This is a genomic window from Hymenobacter norwichensis DSM 15439, assembly GCF_000420705.1.
Lineage (GTDB): Bacteria > Bacteroidota > Bacteroidia > Cytophagales > Hymenobacteraceae > Hymenobacter > Hymenobacter norwichensis.
Map to the genome: position 1 here is coordinate 79,909 of NZ_ATVL01000008.1, position 18,304 is coordinate 98,212.

General features: G+C 58.6%; 15 protein-coding genes. 7 read left to right on the forward strand and 8 right to left on the reverse strand.

All coding sequences use genetic code 11. The features are described 5' to 3' along the window. The first annotated feature begins 34 nt into the window (after nucleotides 1-34). The 6 genes from G536_RS0111365 (at nucleotide 35) to G536_RS0111390 (ending at nucleotide 6,329) form a co-directional block, all read left to right on the forward strand. Nucleotides 35-1,075 (forward strand): NAD(P)-dependent alcohol dehydrogenase, encoded by a 1,041-nt coding sequence (locus tag G536_RS0111365; protein WP_022823719.1) that lies wholly within the window; start codon nucleotides 35-37, stop codon nucleotides 1,073-1,075. Between the two features lie 145 nt (nucleotides 1,076-1,220). Then, nucleotides 1,221-1,793, forward strand: a complete 573-nt coding sequence (locus G536_RS0111370; RefSeq protein WP_022823720.1) for a sugar O-acetyltransferase — start codon at nucleotides 1,221-1,223, stop codon at nucleotides 1,791-1,793. 53 nt (nucleotides 1,794-1,846) lie between these two features. Continuing rightward, nucleotides 1,847-2,347, forward strand: coding sequence for a (R)-mandelonitrile lyase (locus G536_RS0111375; protein WP_022823721.1), 501 nt, complete (start codon nucleotides 1,847-1,849; stop codon nucleotides 2,345-2,347). Between the two features lie 122 nt (nucleotides 2,348-2,469). Beyond that, entirely contained in the window at nucleotides 2,470-3,102 is a 633-nt protein-coding gene (locus tag G536_RS0111380) for a 2Fe-2S iron-sulfur cluster-binding protein (protein WP_022823722.1), read from the forward strand. Then, on the forward strand, nucleotides 3,099-4,082 hold the full coding sequence (locus tag G536_RS0111385; RefSeq protein WP_022823723.1) for an FAD binding domain-containing protein: 984 nt from the start codon (nucleotides 3,099-3,101) through the stop codon (nucleotides 4,080-4,082). The genes G536_RS0111380 and G536_RS0111385 overlap by 4 nt, the downstream gene beginning before the upstream one ends. Before the next feature lie 12 nt (nucleotides 4,083-4,094). After that, nucleotides 4,095-6,329 (forward strand): xanthine dehydrogenase family protein molybdopterin-binding subunit, encoded by a 2,235-nt coding sequence (locus G536_RS0111390; protein ID WP_022823724.1) that lies wholly within the window; start codon nucleotides 4,095-4,097, stop codon nucleotides 6,327-6,329. A gap of 176 nt (nucleotides 6,330-6,505) precedes the next feature. Here the strand turns inward: G536_RS0111390 and trmB are convergent, their stop codons facing one another. From trmB to G536_RS27505, 8 genes are all read right to left on the reverse strand, one after another. Continuing rightward, a complete protein-coding gene (trmB, locus tag G536_RS0111395) occupies nucleotides 6,506-7,168 on the reverse strand; it encodes a tRNA (guanosine(46)-N7)-methyltransferase TrmB (protein ID WP_022823725.1) in 663 nt (220 codons plus the stop codon). An 83-nt stretch (nucleotides 7,169-7,251) separates the two neighbouring features. Continuing rightward, a complete protein-coding gene (locus G536_RS0111400) occupies nucleotides 7,252-8,553 on the reverse strand; it encodes a bifunctional folylpolyglutamate synthase/dihydrofolate synthase (RefSeq protein WP_022823726.1) in 1,302 nt (433 codons plus the stop codon). 57 nt (nucleotides 8,554-8,610) lie between these two features. Further along, entirely contained in the window at nucleotides 8,611-9,531 is a 921-nt protein-coding gene (locus G536_RS0111405; RefSeq protein ID WP_022823727.1) for a hypothetical protein, read from the reverse strand. 105 nt (nucleotides 9,532-9,636) lie between these two features. After that, a complete protein-coding gene (locus tag G536_RS0111410; RefSeq protein ID WP_026880077.1) occupies nucleotides 9,637-10,047 on the reverse strand; it encodes an ExbD/TolR family protein in 411 nt (136 codons plus the stop codon). A 106-nt stretch (nucleotides 10,048-10,153) separates the two neighbouring features. Continuing rightward, a complete protein-coding gene (locus tag G536_RS0111415) occupies nucleotides 10,154-10,885 on the reverse strand; it encodes a MotA/TolQ/ExbB proton channel family protein (protein ID WP_022823729.1) in 732 nt (243 codons plus the stop codon). A gap of 94 nt (nucleotides 10,886-10,979) precedes the next feature. After that, on the reverse strand, nucleotides 10,980-12,209 hold the full coding sequence (locus G536_RS0111420; RefSeq protein ID WP_022823730.1) for an HU domain-containing protein: 1,230 nt from the start codon (nucleotides 12,207-12,209) through the stop codon (nucleotides 10,980-10,982). 44 nt (nucleotides 12,210-12,253) lie between these two features. Next, nucleotides 12,254-13,957: a hypothetical protein gene (locus G536_RS0111425; protein ID WP_022823731.1), complete on the reverse strand. Its 1,704-nt coding sequence runs from the start codon at nucleotides 13,955-13,957 to the stop codon at nucleotides 12,254-12,256. Between the two features lie 100 nt (nucleotides 13,958-14,057). Further along, complete coding sequence (locus G536_RS27505) at nucleotides 14,058-17,270, reverse strand: tetratricopeptide repeat protein (protein ID WP_022823732.1); 3,213 nt, start codon at nucleotides 17,268-17,270, stop codon at nucleotides 14,058-14,060. A gap of 174 nt (nucleotides 17,271-17,444) precedes the next feature. On the opposite strand from G536_RS27505, the gene G536_RS27510 reads away from it, so the two are divergent. Beyond that, entirely contained in the window at nucleotides 17,445-18,290 is an 846-nt protein-coding gene (locus G536_RS27510) for a hypothetical protein (protein WP_033370096.1), read from the forward strand. Nucleotides 18,291-18,304 lie beyond the last annotated feature (14 nt).

Sequence of the window (18,304 nt, forward strand, 5' to 3'; positions counted from 1 at the left end):
TGTATTGTATTCTCAATTCAGCGCTGCCCCAACCATGATTCCAGCTAAATCCTACGCCGCTCAAAGCCCCACCGCCGACCTCGCCCCCTGGGAGTTCGAGCGCCGGGAAGTGGGCCCGCACGACGTGCAAATTGAAATTGCCTACTGCGGCGTTTGCCACTCCGATTACCACCAAATCAAGAACGACTGGTTTCCCGGCCTCTTCCCCATGGTGCCCGGCCACGAAATAGTGGGCCGCATCACCAAGGTCGGCGACCATATAAAGAAGTTCAAGACCGGCGACTTGGCCGGGGTGGGCTGCCTCGTGGACTCGTGCCAGGTGTGCGCCAACTGCCAGGACGACCTAGAGCAGTACTGCCTGGAAGGCAACACCCAGACCTACAACAACCTCGACCGCAGCGGCGTGCCCACCTACGGCGGCTACTCCAACACCATTGTGGTGCGCGAAGAGTTTGTGCTGCACGTGTCGGAGAAGCTGGATTTGGCGGCGGTGGCGCCGCTGCTCTGCGCCGGCATTACCACGTACTCGCCGCTGCGCTACTGGAAAGTGGGCAAAGGCCATAAGCTGGCGGTATTGGGCTTGGGTGGCCTGGGCCACATGGCCGTGAAATGGGGCGTGGCGTTTGGGGCCGAAGTAACCGTGCTCAGCACCTCCCCCGACAAGGCCGAAGCCGCCAAAGCCCTCGGCGCCCATCATTTCGTAATAACCAAGGATGAAGCGCAGGTGGAAGCTGTGAAAGGCTCCTTCGACTTCATCCTCGACACCGTTTCGGCTCAGCACGACCTGGGGCTGTACCTGTCGTTGCTGAAAACCAATGGCACGCACATCATCGTGGGGGCGCCACCCAAGCCGCTCGACCTGGCCGCTTTCGCCCTGATCATTGGCCGCAAGAGCGTGGTGGGTTCCAGCATCGGTGGCATTGCCGAAACCCAGGAAATGCTCGATTTCTGCGCCGAGCACAACATCGTATCCGACATCGAGCTAATCGACTTCAAGGACATCAATGCAGCCTACGAGCGGATGCTGAAAGGCGACGTGCGCTACCGCTTCGTGCTGGATATTGCCACGCTATAACCGGCGCCACTTAGCGCCTACCGGCCCCACTCCCAACCCGCGCCCCGGCGTGCCGAGAGTGGGGCTTGGTTTTTCTAGCATCGAAGGCTGCACTGCGTAGCAAGGCCGCTGTACTGATACGCTAAACCACTTATTACCAGACACTATGGAAACTCAACCCAGAACCATTTTCGAGCGGGAACTGGCCGGCGAAGTCATTTCTCTCGACGACCCGGAGTACCCGCAGATTTACGCCATCATCCGCAAGGCCATCCGTATTACGTCCCAGCTGAATGCCATGCCAGTAGACGACAACGAGCAGGTGAACCGCGTGTTCAGTGAGTTGATCAACCAGCCCGTGGACCCCACCTTTTTCCTGATTCCGCCTTTCTACACCGATTTCGGCCACAACATCCGCATTGGCAAGAACGTGTTTGTCAACCACGCTTGCACGTTCATGGACCGGGGCGGCATCACGCTGGAAGACAACGTGCTGGTAGGGCCCAAGGTGAACCTGATTACCACCAACCACCCCACCGAGCCCGGCCAGCGGCGCGCTACGTATTCACGGCCCATCGTTGTAAAAGCAGGGGCCTGGCTTGGGGCCAATGCCACGGTGATGCCTGGCGTGATTATCGGGGAAAACGCCATTGTGGGTGCCGGGGCCGTTGTCACCAAAGATGTGCCCGCCAACAGTATTGTGGCGGGAGTGCCGGCCCGGGTGGTAAAGCACTTGTAGCTTCTGCTACACCTTTTTCTACCGCGTTTTCACCTTCATTTCCATCACCTACCATGGTCCGTATCCTTGTTATTGCGGCTACCCTAGCCGCCGGAATTAGCTTCACAAGCTATGCTCAAACCACTCCTACCGCCTCGGTTGCGGTTAAACCAGCCAGCACCCAAGGTCCCGTCTTCCCAAAAGGCAATAGGGCGCCGGCCACCAATTTTACGGGCACCGTGTATGTCTATTCACTAGTGAAAGACGAGCCTACGTTCAACTGCGCGAGCAGCAACGTCACCTTTGAGCCAGGGGCACGCTCCAACTGGCACTCGCATCCCGCCGGTCAGATTCTGATGGTCACCGACGGTCTGGGCTACTATCAGGAGGAAGGCCAGCCGGTGCGCTTGCTCCACAAAGGCGAGGTGGTGAAGGCCCAGCCCAACGTAAAGCACTGGCACGGCGCTTCGCCCAAGCAGGCCATGACCCACATTGCCCTCAACGTGAATACCGAAAAAGGCATCGTGACGTGGCTGAATCCCGTAACGGATAAAGAATATAACAGCTACCGGTAACCTCTGGGGCCGCCTTGTGTTGGGTACTCTATGAAAGTGCTGCTGGTGCCCCACTTACCCTGCTAGGGTCTGTGGCGAACAAGCTGTTTCAACTTCTACAATCACTTTAATTTTTGCCTCCTATGGCCACGAACCACGAGCCGGACGTGCCGGCCAACCACAACGAAAACCGCCGTACGTTTCTAAAGCAGTCGTCGCTGCTGACGGCCCTAGCCCTGGTGCCCGGCCCAGTGGTATCGGCCGCCGAAGCCAAACTAGACGAGCGGGTAGCCGAGGCTATTGAGCAGATTCCGCTGAGCTTGAAAGTCAATGGCAAGAAGCTGAAGCTGAAAGTAGAGCCCCGCACCACCCTGCTGGACTTACTGCGCGAAAACCTGCACCTCACCGGCACCAAAAAAGGCTGCGACTATGGCCAATGCGGCGCCTGCACCGTGCACGTAGACGGGCAACGCGTGAATAGCTGCCTGAGCTTCGCGGTAATGCACGACGGCCAGGAAATCACCACCATCGAGGGCCTGGCTGAGGGCGACAAGCTGCACCCCATGCAGGAGGCTTTCGTAAAGCACGACGGTTTTCAGTGCGGCTATTGCACTCCCGGCCAGATTATGTCGGCCGTGGCTTGTGTGCGCGAAGGTCACGCTGGCTCGGAAACGGAAATCCGGGAGTATATGAGCGGCAACATCTGCCGATGCGGGGCTTACTCCAATATTGTAGCCGCCATTCAGGACGTAAAATCGGGAGGGCAAAAGGTATGAACCAGTTCCAGTACGTGCGGCCCACAAAGCCGCAGGCCGCCATTGATGCGGTAGCCAAGGACGCCAACGCCCGCTTTATTGCCGGCGGCACCAACCTTGTGGATTTGATGAAGCGCGGCGTGATGACCCCACAAAAGCTGGTGGACATCAACCGCCTGGATTTCCGCAAAATCGAGCGTCAAAACAATGCCCTACGCATCGGGGCCTTGGCGCTGAACTCCACCGTGGCCGACGACAAGCAAGTGCGGGAGCGGCAGCCGTTGCTGGCGTTGGCTCTCAACGCCGGCGCCTCGCCCCAGTTGCGCAACATGGCCACCGTAGGCGGCAACATGCTCCAGCGCACCCGCTGCGCCTATTTCTACGACGTGACCATGCCCTGCAACAAGCGCCAACCCGGCACTGGCTGCGGGGCCCTGGAAGGAGTCAACCGCATGCACGCCATCTTCGGCTTCAGTGACAAGTGCATTGCCGTGCACCCCTCCGACATGAGCGTGGCCTTGGTAGCGCTGGATGCCACGGTGCAGGTGAGCGGCCCGAAAGGCAACCGCAGCATCCCCTTCGCCGACTTCCACCGCCTGCCCGGCGACACGCCCGAAAAGGACACCAACCTAGAGCCCGGCGAGCTGATAACAGCCGTAGACGTGCCCGATAACCCATTCACCAAGCACGTGCACTACCAGAAAGTGCGCGAGCGGGCCAGCTACGCCTTCGCCTTACTTTCAGTAGCGGCAGCTTTGGACATCGACAACGGCGGAACCATAAAAGCGGCGCGGCTGGCTATGGGCGGCGTGGCGCACAAGCCCTGGCGCCTCACGGCCGCCGAGCAAGTGTTGGTAGGCAAGCCTGCCACCGAAGAAAGCTTCCGGCAAGCAGCTACCGTGGCCATGCAAGGTGCCAAGGCCTTTAAGTACAACGAATACAAGCTGCGCCTGGGCCCCAATGCCATTGTGCAGGCCCTCAAAACCGCCGCCGCTGCCTAACCCCGACCAACGATGAACGCACCAGAAAAGAAAATCGGCGCGCCGATGAACCGGGTGGATGGCCGCCAAAAAGTAACCGGCGCGGCCAAATACTCGGCCGAGTACGAGTTGCCCAATATGGCGTATGCCGTGCTGGTAGGCAGTACCGTTACCAAAGGCCGCCTCAGCAGCATCGACACCAAAGACGCCGAGCGGGCTCCGGGCGTGCTGGCGGTTATTACCCACCTCAACGCACCCAAAGCTCCCGGCGTCAAGCCAACGGGCAAAGACCCCTCGCAGCCGCAAACGGTGGGCAGCGCCTTGCAGGTGTTCATGGACGACAAAATCCGCTTCAACGACCAGCCCATTGCCGTGGTAGTAGCCAATACGCTGGAACGGGCCCGCTTTGCAGCGCGGCTGGTGAGGGCGCAGTACGCCAAGGAAAAGCACCAAACCAACCTGGAAGCCAACAAAGCCAACGCTTTCCTGCCCACGCAGGCCAAGAAAAACCCGAAGTCACCAGCGGCCGACTACCAGCGCGGTGAGGTGGACGCCTACAAAACCGGTGCCTTGAAGCTGGAAGCCGAGTATGTGATACCTACGGAGGTGCACCACCCCATGGAGCTGCAAGCCATTACGGCCCACTGGGAAGCTCCTGACCGGCTCACCCTCTACGACAAAACCCAAGGCACCATGGCCACCCGCCGCGACTTTGCCCGGCAGTGGGGGTTGCCCGAAGAGAACGTAAAAGTCATTGCCACCTACGTAGGCGGCGCCTTTGGTAATGCCCTGCATAGCTGGCCCCACGAGTCGGCGGCCATCATCGCCGCCAAGGTGGTGAACCGCCCCGTCAAGTTGATGCTCACGCGGGAGCAGATGTTTACCATGGTAGGCTACCGACCCCACACCTGGCAGAAAATCGGGATGAGCGCCACCGCCGACGGCAAAATCACGGCCATCACCCACGAGAGCATCGGCCAGACTTCCACCTACGAGGAATTCGTTGAAGCAACACTGGGCCAGACTAAGATGATGTACCAGTCGCCGAACCTGACCACCCGCTACCGGCTGGCGGCCTTGGATGTGGGTTCCCCCATCTGGATGCGGGGCCCCGGTGAGGCTACCGGCGCGTTTGCCTTGGAATCGGCCATGGATGAAATGGCCTTCCTGCTGAACATTGACCCAATGGAGTTCCGCTTGCGCAACTACACCGACCAGGACCCCGAGAAAAACCGGCCTTGGAGTAGCAAGTTTCTGAAAGAGTGCTACCAAGCCGGCGCGCAACGCGTTGGCTGGAACAAGCGCCAGCTCAAGCCCGGCTCCCTGCGCGACGGGGAATGGTTCATCGGTTACGGTATGGGCGTGGGCACTTTCGGAGCGCACCGGGGCTCCTCCAAAGCCAGCGCCCAGCTCCTACCCGACGGTACCGTGCTGCTGCAAAGCGCCGTGACGGACATTGGCCCCGGCACCGGCACAGCCATGACCCAAATTGCCGCCGACACCCTGGGCCTACCTCCCGAGAAAATTCGCTTCGAGTGGGGTAATTCCGACTTCGCCCAGGCGCCTACCCAAGGTGGTTCAGCCATTGTAAACACCGTGGGGCCAGCAGTGCAAGAAGTTTGCATGGCTCTGAAAGACAAGCTGCGTGAGCTGGCGGCTACTAGCAACGGCGCCTTTGCCACGGCCAAAAAGGAGGACGTATCCTTTGCCGACAACCACCTCACCCTAGCCGGTAACTCCACGGCCCGCGCCACCTACGCCGACCTAGTACGGCAGGCCGGTGGCAAGGCGGTAACGGTGGAATCCAAGCCCAGCGGTGAAGGCCAGAAATTCTCGATGTACTCGTTTTCGGTGCATTTTGCCGAGGTACGGGTGCATGAGCTGACTGGCGAGGTGCGGGTAAGCAAGCTGATTAGTTGCGCCGATGCTGGTACCATTATCAACGAGAAAACCGCCGGCAACCAAATGAAAGGCGGCGCCGTGGGCGGCATCGGCATGGCCCTAATGGAGCACGCCATCATCGACGACCGGTTCGGCCGCTACGTCACCAAAGACCTGGCCGACTACCACGTGCCCGTGCACGCCGATTCTCCCGCCATAGAGGTGTTTTTCGTCAACCAGCCCGACCCTTACGTCAACCAGCTGGGCACCAAAGGCATCGGCGAAATTGCCACCATCGGCGTAGCCCCAGCCATTGCCAACGCCGTTTTCAACGCTACCGGCAAACGGGTGCGCGAGTTGCCCATCACCCCCGATAAGCTGGTGTAGCTTCTGCCACTAGCTTGGTTATAAACAAACAACGCCTCCTGCAAACTGCAGGAGGCGTTGTTTTTATCCGGCCATTCCAGCGGCTGTAGCGCGAAGCTGTGCTTCGCGTATCGTTGCTGAGTTCCGCGTTATACGCCAGCAGTTCTACGATATGGGAAGCTTCTCTACAGCCTATATTACCCTAGCTGGAACTGCACGTACTTGATGGGGACGCCCAGCGCGCGGTATTTGCTTTCGAAGTTGGTTTCGATGTCCTCGGCGTGGGGCAGCAACTCGGGGGTGGCATACAGGTCCTTGGTGAAGGCCAGAATCGTGACGCCGGGGCGCTGTTGCAGGGTTTCCAGGGTATAGTCGAACAGGCTCTCGTTGTCAGTTTTCAGGTGCACCAGCCCGCCGGGCTGCAAAAGCTGCTGGTACAAATCGAGGTACCGTGGAGCAGTGAGGCGGCGCTTGATGTCCCGGTCGCGGGGCCGGGGGTCGGGAAACGTTATCCAGATTTCGCTCAACTCGCCGGGCGCAAACTGCTTCAGTAAATCTAAGGCCCGCATCCGGATAAAGCCCACGTTGCGCAAGCCCAATGCCTCGGCGCGGGTACTCCCCCGCCAAATTCGGTCCCCTTTGATGTCGAGCCCCAGAAAGTTACGCTCCGGGTAGCGGGCCGCCAGCCCTACCGTGTACTCCCCTTTACCGCAGCCCACTTCCAAGGTTATGCTGTGGTCGTTGGCAAAGAAGTCGGGCCGCCAGTGGCCGCCCAGTTGCTCGTAGGTCGATTTGCCGGGCTCTACAATGTCGGGGCGCTCTGCGTTTTCCGCGAAACGCTTTAGCTTGATTCTGCTCAAGGGGTACGTTTTTCGTTGTCGATTTTCGTTGGTGCGGTCAGGCAGTTAACTGAACAGCCAATGGCCTAGAAACAGCCGTCGGTTTACAGTTCATCCAGATCCGCAACCACAAAGGTACTGCCCCCAATGAACACTACGTCCTCGGCCGTAGCGGCAGCCCGCGCCGCCGCCACGGCCGCCGGAACTGGCCCGTACGCTTCACCACGCAGCCCGACTGCCGCCGCCTGCGCCGCCAGCTCAGCAGCCGGCAACGCCCGCGGAATCGAGGCCTGGCAGAAGTAGTACGTAGCATCCGTCGGCAGCAGCAGCAGCATTTTCGACACGTCCTTGTCATTGACGACACCCAACACGAAGTGCAGCCGCCGCCGCGGTAGCCGGACCAGCTGAGCGGTTATAAAGCGCAACCCGGCCTCGTTATGCCCCGTGTCGCATACTACCAACGGACGACGCCCTAGGATGGTCCAGCGCCCCCGAAAGCCGGTAAGCTGCCGCACGTTGCGTAGCCCCTCCCGCACGGCTGCCTCCGGCACCACAAAACCTTGTTGCCGCAGTTCGTCCAGTACGGCCAACACGCCCGGCAAATTCAGCTGCTGATAGTCGCCTACCAAACCCAGCTCCAGTTGTTCGAGCAATTGTTGCTCGTCACGCAGGACTGTGAGCACCTGCGTGTCCTGATCGGGGGCCGGCGAGGTTTCCTGCACGGCGCGGTAGTGTTGGTCGGCGAACAGCAACGGGGCTTGTTCGGCGGCGGCTTTTTGCTGAAATACGGCTGCCACTTCCGGCTGGGTCTGGCTGATGATGGCGGGCACACCGGGCTTGATGATACCAGCTTTTTCGGTCGCTATCAGCGGCAGCGTATCGCCCAGCAGGTTTTGGTGGTCAAAGCTGATGTTGGTAATCAGAGAAACCAGCGGCGTGATGATGTTGGTGGAATCCAGCCGCCCGCCCAGGCCCACTTCCACAATGGCCACGTCTACTTGCTCCTCGGCGAAGTAGGAAAATGCCAGCGCCACGCACATCTCGAAAAACGACGGCTGCACCTCAGCAAACAACGGCTGCCAACGCGCCACCCATTCCACCAGATAGGCGGGCGCCAGGTCCTGCCCGTTCACCTTGATGCGCTCCGTAAACTCGCGCAGGTGCGGCGAGGTGTACAGCCCTACTTTGTAGCCCGCGGCCTGAAGCACGGCCGCCAGCAGATTCGAGCTGCTGCCTTTACCATTGGTGCCCGCTACGTGCACGCACCGTAACTGCCGCTCGGGGTTGCCCATGGCAGCAGCCAGCTTCTCGGTGGTGCCCAAGCCGGGCTTGTAGCCGGCCGCACCCACCCGCTGAAACATGGGCAGCTGGTTGTAAAGAAAGTCGAGCGTTTCCTGGTAATTCATGCGCAAAAGAAAGCCGCCGGCCGGAGAAATCCGACCGGCGGCCTGAAATAGCGAAATCTAGCGAACAGTAAAGCGGAACGTGTAGAACCCCGAAGCACCCCCGTTAGCCGAGTTGGTACGGCGGAACTCGGCGTTTTGCAGAGCGTCTCGGCAGACCTTTTCCTGCGCCGCCGATACGTTACCGGATACCTTAGTCACAGCTTCCACCTCGCCATCGGCACTCACCTTGATACGGAAACGCACGAAACCCGAGGTATTATCAATGGCCGGAGCGCTAGGACGGTTCACGAAAGCCCAGCCGCTCATGCCTTCCAAACCACCCGAGCCAGGGCTGCTGCCACTGCCGCCGCTACCGGGTTGGCCGTACAGCGCTTTGGCATCCAAAGAACCATTCGGGTCGCCTTGGTCACCTACTGAGCCGGGCCGGTCGCCATTGTTGTTGCCGGTGGCAGCGTTGCTGGTCCCGTTCACGCCGTTGCCGCCACCATTGGCACTGCCTTTAGGCGTGTACAAGGTGCGGGGGCGCTCCACTGGCTTGGGTGCCTCCCGAACTTCCTCTTTGGCCGGAGTAGGCTCGGTTCTTTCCACTCTTACCGGCGCTGGCTTGGTTACGAGCGGGGCCGTAACGGGGCTTTCCTCGGCTTCGCTGGTAATGACACGCTCCTGGGCGGCCTGTTGCGGCGCGGGTGGTGAAGCGGGAGCCGTGGGCTGTGGCGGCGTAGGCTGCGGATTAGGGTTCGAGGCGGGTGGGCGGCTGTCTTCCCGGTTTTGGGAGGCGTTGGCTGTAGCTAAGCTTTGAATGTCGCCCGAGCCGGCTTCGTCCACGCCGTAGTTCAGCTCTACCCCGTCGCCGCCCATAGCATCAAGCGGCGGATCAGGGCCTTTAAACACGGTCAGGAAGAACAGCAGTGCCAGCAAGCCATGCAACGCCACGGTTCCGATAATGGCTTCTTTGCGGTGTTCTTCGCGGTATTCCATGGTTGATAGGCTACTTATTAATTGCTACTTGATGATAATTGATATGCTGAGGTAATTACGGATTACACATCAATCAGCACATCAGCATATCGAACAATTAACAAATTACTTGCCAGCAGCTTGTTGCGCCTGGGTGGCCATTACCATTTTGATCTTGAGGCGGTTGCCAATTTCCAGAATATCTACCAGCTTTTGCACGTTCAGGGAGGCATCTACCCGCAACACGGCCGTAGGGCTTTCAGCCCCTTGTACACGGCGCTGTAGCTCACTTTCCAACTGCTGGGCCGTGGTAGGCTGCCGGTCGATGAAATACTGCCCGGCTCCGTCCACTGATATGGTAATGGGCTGCTTCATCATCTGCTTGCTGCTTTTGGCACTAGGCAGCATCAGCTTGATGATGTTGGGGTTCACCATCGTCGACACAATCAGGAAGAACAGCATCAAGAAGAACATGATGTCGTTCATCGAGCTGGTCTCAACGTGCGAGGAAAGCTTACGGCGACGGCTTAGATTCATTTTTTGGCTGTTGGCTGTTAGCTGCTGACTGTTGGCTTTCTGTTTGCCCACCGGCACTGTTGTACCGAAAAGCTAACAGCTACTAGCCAGCAGCTAACAGCCAAGATTAGTTATCCTGCAAGATGTCCATGAACTCGATGGCCGAATTTTCCATCCGGAATACGAGGCGTTCTACCATGATGCTGAGCCAGTGGTAGCCGATGTGGGCAATGATACCCACAATGAGGCCAGTAGCCGACGTTACCATCTTGGTGTACAAACCACCCGAAATCTGGGCAATACCAAAGTCGCCGGTGGCGGAAATGGCATAGAAAATCTTAATTACCCCGATAATGGTACCCACGAAACCCAACATGGGCGCAATACCAGCAATGATGCCCAATATGCTGATGTTCTTTTCGAGGCGGGCAATTTCCACTTTTCCTACGTTTTCCACGCTGGCCTCAATGTCTTTGAGCGGCAACCCAATGCGGCGGATACCTTTCTCAATCATGCGAGCCAACGGCGTGGCAGTTTGAGCACACAACATTTTAGCACCTTGCAGGTCTCCTTTCACCATCAGGTTGCGAATGCCAGGCATAAACGACTCTGGCACGGCCGCCGCCTTGCGGATAGTGATATAGCGCTCAATGATGATGTATAGCGACACAAACGACAGCAAAAACAGCGGAACCATGATCCAGCCGCCTTTCACAATCAAGTCAATCAGGGACAGGTCGCCGGCTACGGCGTTGGCGGCAGCATCGGCAGCCTGGGCGGTAGAATCAGCGGCAGCCGCACCAGCGGCGGGGGCACTGCCGACTTGCATCTGAAGCAGCAGGGAAAACAAAAACGTCATGCTTAGGTGTGCAGGTAGTTGTTAGTTGTCCGTTGTTAGTTGTTAGCCAGATGCAAAGCAGACGCCTGACAACTAACAACCACAATCGAACAACTTAATAATTGAGAACCCAAAGAGTGTTGCCCATCCGCTTGCGCAGAATAGTAGCCTGCCGGTCGGCCGAAGTCCGGTCGGTGAAGTCAGCCACGGACAGTTTGTACTGACGGCTACCCGCAGGCGGCGTGATAATGCGCGCTGGATGCCCGAGCCGTACCAACGCCTGCCGGCCTTTCTCGGCATTTACCATCGTGGTGTAAGAGCCCGCAATGACGTAGTAACGGCCGGTCCGGCTTTTAATTGTCGTGGCGGCGGTGGCGGGGGTTGCATTGCCGGCGGCGGCTTTTTCCCAGCCCGGCGCTTTCGTAGCGGGTTTGGCGGCTGGTTTCGCAACCACTCCTTTCTTGCCCTGCCCATCCAGTACAGTTTTCGCGGATGCAGCGGCCTTCGCTACCGGAGCGGGCGTGGCTACTGCCACCGCTGGAGCCGCAGCTATTAGTTTAGGCTCGGGGCGCGCCGTTTCGAAATTATCGGTGGTAGCCAGGGCCGCCTGCTGCCGGCTGATGCGCGGCGCGTTTGGTTCCGGCTGGCTGGCGTGTTGTGTTGGCTCGGAGCTAGGCAAGCGTAGCGCTTCGGGCAGATAGCCCTGCTGGTCGGCAAACATGTAGTTGGCCGAAAACACCAGCCCCACCAATACGGCCGTTACGGCCCCGCGGAGCACCCGCCCGGCACGAGTAACACGGCCAGCGGCCAGTTGCGGCGCAGCCGGCTGCCGCTCGCGCGAAAGTAGGGCATCAGTGGCGCGCACGGGGCGCGCTACCAGTTCGGGCAGCCCAAAGCTGGTGGTAAGCAAATTGTCGGTGCCGGTGTATTCAAACTCCAAGCCCCGACCGGCTGACCGGCGGAAGATGCCTACGCCCGTTAGCTCGGTGCGCTGGCTGGCCTCCAGTTCCTGCTGCATCCGCGTTACGGCTTCCCGAATCATCTGCCGGGCCTGTGCCGGACTCAGGTTCAATTGCACGCACAGCGCATCTACCAGCAGCCCATCATTGCGGGTCAACGACTGGTTGAAGGCCACTCGCTTTGAGGGCGGGGCCAGCGTGTGACGCACCGGATGAATCCGGGCCGGCGCGTAATCGGCAATCAGCCCCCCAAAATCAGGAATAATTACGCAGTCGTGGTCCCGAAGCAGGGTGCGGATATGAGCGGATAGCGGCATTTTGTAGTGCTTGGTGCGTAGTGCTTCGTACTTGGTGTTTGGTACTAAGGCCGTTCTTTCAGTTGGCATCTGAACGGACTAAGCACTAAGCATCAACAACTAAGCACTCTAAATCAGAAGTCGTATGTGGCGCCCAATAGCACGTTGGCTCCCTTCACCGGATAGTTCAGGAACCGCTCGTACTGGCCACCAATTAGGTTATTACCCATAGCAAAGATGGATAGTTTTTCCATAATCCGGTAATCGGCACGCAGGTTGAGGTCGATTACCGAGTCGGTGGGGCGCACGTATTCGCGCTTCGTCAGCAAGGTGCTGCCTGCTGCCCGGCGGTACGACGAGCCGTAGCTGGAGCTGTAGGTGTAGAGTTCAGCACCGAGCAGTAGCTTGTCGTACACGTTGTGCGTAGCGAAGAGCACCGACTGGAAAGCGGGCCGGTGGAAGGCCTCGTTTAAGGTCTTCACATTATAGCCGTTGTAGTCGAGCTTAACGCCAATGCGGGTTTTCTCTGCGGCGTTGTAGATAACCTCGCCGTGGGCGTTAAACAGCTGCGTTGACTTCTTATCGTACACCAAGTCAAACTTAGTGGAGTCGCGCCGGGAGTTGTTGTAGAAGTACAGATTCCGGTCGTTGCTCAGCGTCACGCGGGCGTTGAGTTCCAAGTTGCGGGCCGGGGTAGCATTGAAACCGAGGTACAGCGTTGGGCCGCGGCGGGTATCGGCTACGCGCTGGTTGGGAGCCAGCCACGGATTTTCGGTGGTTAGGTCGTACATGGTTACGCGCTGGATACCACCGCCCAAGCCCGCAAACACCACAAACTTGTCTTCCGTAACCGTGTAGCCCACGCGCACCGCCGGATACACCTTGAACTGCGGCGCCTGCCGAATGGTGTCGCCGGTGTAGCCGATGGCCGCGCCCACCGAAACCGCCAGCCGGTTTAGGGTAAGCTCATAGGCCGGAGTCACCTGAAAAAACGGCCGGTTGTACTTCAGCGAATCCTCGAAGGAAATAAACGAGAAGTCACCGTTGACGCTCACTTTGCTGGTTTCGCTTAGCACATAAGCCGTGCGCACCTCGCCGTAGAGGTTGTTTTCCTTGGCGTTGAAATTGTCGTTCCAGTGCCGGAAACCCAGGCTCACGTCGTACTGCACCTGCGCATCGGTGGCGCGGTTGCGGGCGTACACCTTGATGCCGGCGCGGCTGAAGGTTTGCTTGAGCGTGTCGGCAATGGGCAGGCGTGCTACGTCGCGGTTGTAGCCGTAGAAGTTGTACCGCTCCCGGCCCAGCTCCACCTTCGCGCCCAGCGCCGTAGTGCCGCTGTAGGTTTCGCCGTTGAGGTCGAGGGTAGTGCGGCTTTGGCCAGAGTTCTGTTTGTCGATGGGCCCGCGCGCCGACGACAGATGGTTCAGGTCGATGCCGTACGAAGCCGTAGTGCTGCGGGTGTTGTGCAGGTGCGCCCGCCCCAGAAACGTGCCGTAGTTGCCGACGCCCGCCTTCAGGTAGTTGCCCGTCTGCGGCGCCAACTCTTCCTGCCGAATGGTGAGGACCCGCACCGAGGGGTTAAGCAGATCGGCAGGCAGCCGGAAGTCCGGGTAGGTGTAGTTGACGTTGCCGGCAGTTTTGGCCGGCGGGCTGATCTTGATTTTCTCGAAGTTGCGGGCCGCTTCCGGTAGCTGGTTGACCCGCTCTTTTACAATCTCAATTTCGGCCTCTTCAATCTTGCCACGGGTACCTGGGCGGGTGGGCTGCGCCTGAGCGGCTGCCGGCACGGCGGCCAGCAGGCCAGCCAGCGCCAGCAATTTCGACGGGTGAAGCGTCATAGTTCGGGATTTGAATGCTATGCAGGCTGTTGTTTAAACAACCCTTGACAATTTCTTGTGATTCAGCTTCTTATTTTCAATGGAGCAACCAAGCCCCTACCTACTCTTCCTTGCCAATCGGGCCATCGGTGCGGTTGGTGACGGTATCAGAAGGCTGCTCGGTAGATGGCACCAACCCACTACGGCCGGCAGTTTTGCCTTTGGTAGTCGGTGTGGTTTTAGTGCTACCGGGCTTGGTGGTAGTAGGCTTCGGCGTGGTCGATTTAGTGCCACCGGCGGGGGCTTCAACAGGCAGAGCCGCTAGCCGTTGCTTGGCTCCCTCAATGATTTCTGCTACTGGGAATTTGTTGTCGATGATGGAGTTGAGCGTAGCGCGGGCCTGGAAGGTTTCGCCCTGCGCGGCGTAGATGTCGGCAATCAGCAGGAAGCCGCGGCCCTGCCACAGCTCGTAGTTGGAGGCGTTGGTTTTGTAGGCCGCATCCAGCGCTTCAGGGTACTTCTTCTGCTGGAACAGCGCATCGGCTACTAGGTACAGCGCTTCGGCCCCGTTCTCATCGGCCGCGGCAGTAGTGGCGGCGGTGTTGAGTTCGGTAATGGCTTGGTCGAGGTTGCCAGTTTTAAGGCTGGCTTTGCCTAGGTAGAGCAGTGCGGCGTTAGTAGCGGCGGGCGAAGCGGCCTGGGTTTGCAACTCGGCGGCTACCCGGCGGGTGCCTTCGTAGTCGGCGCTTTCGTAGTAGCTCTTCATCAGGCCGAGGCCGGCGTTGGCTACCTCGCGCTTGTTCTGCGACACCTCGCGCAGACGGGTGTAGTATTTGATGGCCTCGGGGTAGTTCTTGTTTTCAAACTCCAACTCCGCCACCCGGCCCACGGCCCGGTTCACAAACTCCGATTTGCCTTCTTGCGCCACGGCTTTGAGCTTGGGCAGCGCCTCGGTTTTCTTACCGGTTTTCAGCAACGCATCCGCCAGGAAATACCGGCCATCGGCCGCCAGTGAATTATCAGGATACTGCTTCAAGTAAGACTCCAACCGTGGGATGGCTTGGGCGTATTTCTCAGCGAGATACAACGATTTAGCCGCCTCGAATTCTACGCTTTCAGTGGCCTTATTATCGGGGTTTTGCTGCTTGAACTGCGCCAGGTACTGGTCGAATTCCTCGGTGCGCCCCAACTCCGACAGGCTTTCCTGTAAGCTATAAATGGCGCTGCTGGCGGCCTTGGTGCGGGGATAAGCACTCAGCACCTGCTTGAAATCGGCCACGGCTTTTTCATACTGTTCCAGGTTGGCGTAGGCTACCCCGCGCTTCTGCAACGCCTGCGGCAGCAGCGCCGAATTAGGCCGGTTGGTAATCAACTTGCTGAATCCATCAATGGCCGGCTGGAAGCTACCCGCCTCGAAATCCAGCTGCGCCTGCTGGTACACGGCATCATCGGCATAGCGCGAGGTGGGCGACGTTTTGAGCAACGTGCTCAGGGTGCTGTTGGCTTCATCGCGGCGGCCCAGCAAGCCCAGCACTACGCTCTTCTGGTAGTAGGCGTAGTCCTTGTCGGCAGCGTTGGCCGTAATTACCTTGTTGTAGAGGTCGAGGGCCTGCTGGTAGTTTTTGGCTACGTAGTAGGTATCGGCCAGGCGCAGGGTCACGTCGTAGTAGTTGGGGTCGGCGGGCTTGGCTACCGGGTCTTGCAGCCAGGCCTGGAACTGGGGCCGGGCCCGCTCATACTGCTGGGTGTTATAGTAGGCGTAGCCGAGGCCGTAGCGCGCCTTCTGCTCGAAGTCCTTTTCGTCGGCATCTACACCACCTTGGCGGGCGGTGCGGGCGGCGGCGGTGTAGGCCGTAATGGCATCGGGGTACTTCTGACCGACGCTGTAGATTTCGCCTTTCAGCACCTGCGCGGCGGCGCGGAGGGCGTCGTCCTGCGGGTATTTCAGACTTTTATCGAGCAGCGGCAGGGCCTCAGTATAGCGAGCGTTGTTGTAGAGCGTGGCGGCCTGCAAGTAGGCCACGCGCTGGTAGGTGCCGTTGAGCTTGGTGCTCCGGTCGTCGAGGTTGTCGAGGTAGTTGAGGGCCTGCACGTAGTCCGACGAATTCAGGAAACTTTCGCTCAGGATGTCGTCGGCGGTAGCTCGGTTCTTGGAGCGCGGAAACTTCTTGTTGAAGTCTTTCAGCGCCGCAATTACCTCGGGCGTGTTGCCTAGCTCGTACTGCACTTGCGCATACTTGAGGGCGGCATTTTCGCTGATATTCCGGTCGTAGCCCAGCTTGCGGGCGGCATCAAACGAGTTCAAAGCCAGCTGCTTCTGGTTGGTTTGCAGGTAACTCAGGCCCATGTGGTAGGCCGCATTCTGCCCCAGCGAGTCGCGGCGAATGGCCACGGTCTTGAAGCTGCCGATAGCGCCTTTGAAGTCGCCCTGCTTGTAATTGGCGTACCCAATTTTGTACTGCACAGCCGGCTCGATCTTCTTGCGGCCCGCGGCATACTTATCGAAATAGGTAGCCGCCGATTTGAAATCCTGCTTCTGATAATACGCATCGCCCACCAGCAACTGAATTTCGTCGGCCGACTGGGGCGGCGGAGTTTGGGCCAGGGCGTTGGTGCCGTAGGTGATGAGGCCGTCGAAGTCGCTTTCCTTGTAGTAAATCTGGCTCATCACGGCCGGCACTACGGGGCGGTAGGCGTCGTTCTGCTCGGCTACTGCCAAGTCCTTGCGGGCTCCGGCGTAGTCGCCGGCACGGTAGGCTAGGTAGCCGGCATAGTACGAGCTGGCGTAGCGGTACTCGTGCTGGCCCTGTTTGTTACGGTCGAATTGCAGCTTGGCCTTGTCGAACTCCTTCTGCGCGAAGTAGCTATAGCCCAGCTTGAACTCCGCCTCGGCCCGCTGCTCGCCCGACAGATTATCGGCGCCTACCCGTTGCAGGTAGTCGGTGGCCTTGGCGTAGTCTTTCTTGTCGAAATAGAACTTACCCAGTTCAAAGAAAGCCACGGCGGCCTTGGGGTGGGCCGGGTTCTGCGAGGCAAAGGCCAGAATCCGGTCCTCGGCGTCGGGATGGAACAGGTACAGGCCCGACACGGCGTAGTAGTACTCGGCATCGACGGTACGGCCGGGGGCCAGCTCACCATTACGGCGCTGGGTTAGCTCTAGGTAGCGCTGAAAGGCCTGCTGGGCAGCGCCATACTTGCCGTGGTCGAATAGTTCGAGGCCCTCCTGGAAGGAACGCTCGTCGGAGGCGAAAACCTGGGTTTGCTGGGCGTGGGCGGCAAGCGGGGCAGTGGCGCTGAGGGTGGCGACCAGCGCAATCCGGGGTATAAACTTCATTGCTCGGCGTTACGGGAAGCGGCCTGGAAAGGCCGGAATAGCCAAAAGTAGTTAAAAATGCCGTTGGGTTGCGGCAAAAAGGCCTTTTCAATCTTCGTAACGTGCTAACAAGCCGGTTTGGTGTAAGCCCAACAGGATTGGTAGCTTGCCTTCCTTTATATCCGCTTTGTTGTTATGCACCACTTCAATCTACTCCTACTATCTGCCAGCCTACTTATTAGCGCATCCTGTTCGCAGCCAAAGTCAACTTCGCCCTATCCGCAAAACCCGGCCGTTTCCGACGCTCAGGGCCATCCGCGGGATACTACCACCTTCTACTTCCCGGCAGCAGATTCACTACATGCTAAGTATGTGCCCAAGAATGAGTGGCCCGCCTCTCGTAACATCTTTGATATTCAATACACTAATTGCGCATACGAACTTGAACATGCGTCTTACGCTCTTACGTACTTCGATGCGCCTGTACTATCCAATTATTATTTGGGCGCCGAGATATTCCGTTTTCTTTGGCTCCGCTCCTTCCACCGGCCGGTTTTGCTTACTCTTTGCCACGATTCTACAGGCACGTCTCTTCGCACACAGCTTTTAGATAAGTCTCCTGGGTTTTACATTTTAGGCGTTCAACACCCAGACAGTTTACCAGCAAATAGTTCAGCTAAAGCAAAGGCTTACGCAAGAAAGTATTATGCAGAAACAATGGCTGACCCGGCTTTCCTTGCGGAAGTCGCAGAGGGTAAGCGCCGAGCCGTACAGGTTTTCGGAGAGGAAACCACTATTTCTATCACCTTGGAGCAATACCAAGAATTTCAGCAGTTACTCCAAAAAGCTCAATTCTGGCAATTACCTAGTTGCAAACCTGTTCCAGGCCTACTAGATGGGTCCAATTGGCTGCTAGAAGCCCACCAAGCCAGCGGCTACCATATGGTATTTCGGCATAGCCCCAACGAAAATGATGGTTTCCGCAAAGCTTGCGAGTATCTTATCAACTTAAGCTCCGTTCGAAATGAGGAACGATACTGAGTATTCCGTTTGCT